Source organism: Microvirga sp. KLBC 81 (assembly GCF_003075415.1).
GTDB lineage: Bacteria > Pseudomonadota > Alphaproteobacteria > Rhizobiales > Beijerinckiaceae > Microvirga.
This window is the reverse complement of the sequence record NZ_QDAH01000298.1, coordinates 1-765: the sequence shown is the minus strand read 5'-3', so window position 1 is coordinate 765 and position 765 is coordinate 1. Positions and strand designations below refer to the sequence as shown.

The following is a 765-nucleotide window of genomic DNA, read 5'->3' as shown; positions in this document are numbered from 1 at the left end:
CTACTGAGCGAGGAACTGGCCCTGCGTCAGTCCCGGCGCATCAAGATGGCCTTGCTGACCGCGCGCATCACGGCCGCCAAGACCATCGCCGGCTTCGACTTCTCGTTCCAGCCCTCCCTCGACCGCAACCGCATCCTGGCGCTCGCGCAACTCGACTTCATCGACCGCTGCGAGGCGGTGCATCTGCTCGGCCCGCCCGGCACCGGCAAGTCGCATCTCGCCGTGGCGCTGGGCGTCGAGGCGATCAAGGCCGGGCGCAGCGTCTACTTCGGCACCCTGGCCGAGATCATCGCCTCCCTGGCCAAGGCCGAGCGCGAGGGGACGTTGCGCGAGCGCATCCGCTTTCTGGCGCGCTTCTCGCTGCTGATCGTCGACGAGATCGGCTATCTGCCGGTCATCCCCGGCGGCGGCAACCTGTTCTTCCAGTTGGTCAACGCCCGCTATGAGAAGGGCGCCATGATCCTGACCTCCAACCGCGGCTTTGCCGAATGGGGCGAGGTTTTTGGGGGACCCCGTGGTCGCGACGGCTCTGCTCGACAGGCTTCTTCACCATGCGGTTGTGATCCAGATCGAAGGCTCGAGCTATCGCCTGCGTCAGCACGCCAGCCTCGTGTCCGAGCACATCAGGTCCAAGGCCGTCATCGCACCGCCTCCGCCGCCGAAGCCAACAACCCGAAAACCCGATTCCTCGAACCGATGAGCCAACCGATAAAGCTGGGGATTTTTACTTCGGCACTTCTGAGGAAAATTCACTCGGCATTGACA

The 765-nt window shown here is 64.3% G+C and carries 1 pseudogene; it reads left to right on the top strand.

What is annotated here, in order from left to right:
- Window positions 1-700 (top strand): annotated as a pseudogene (gene istB, locus DC522_RS33865) (IS21-like element helper ATPase IstB); the annotation flags it as partial.
- Window positions 701-765 lie beyond the last annotated feature (65 nt).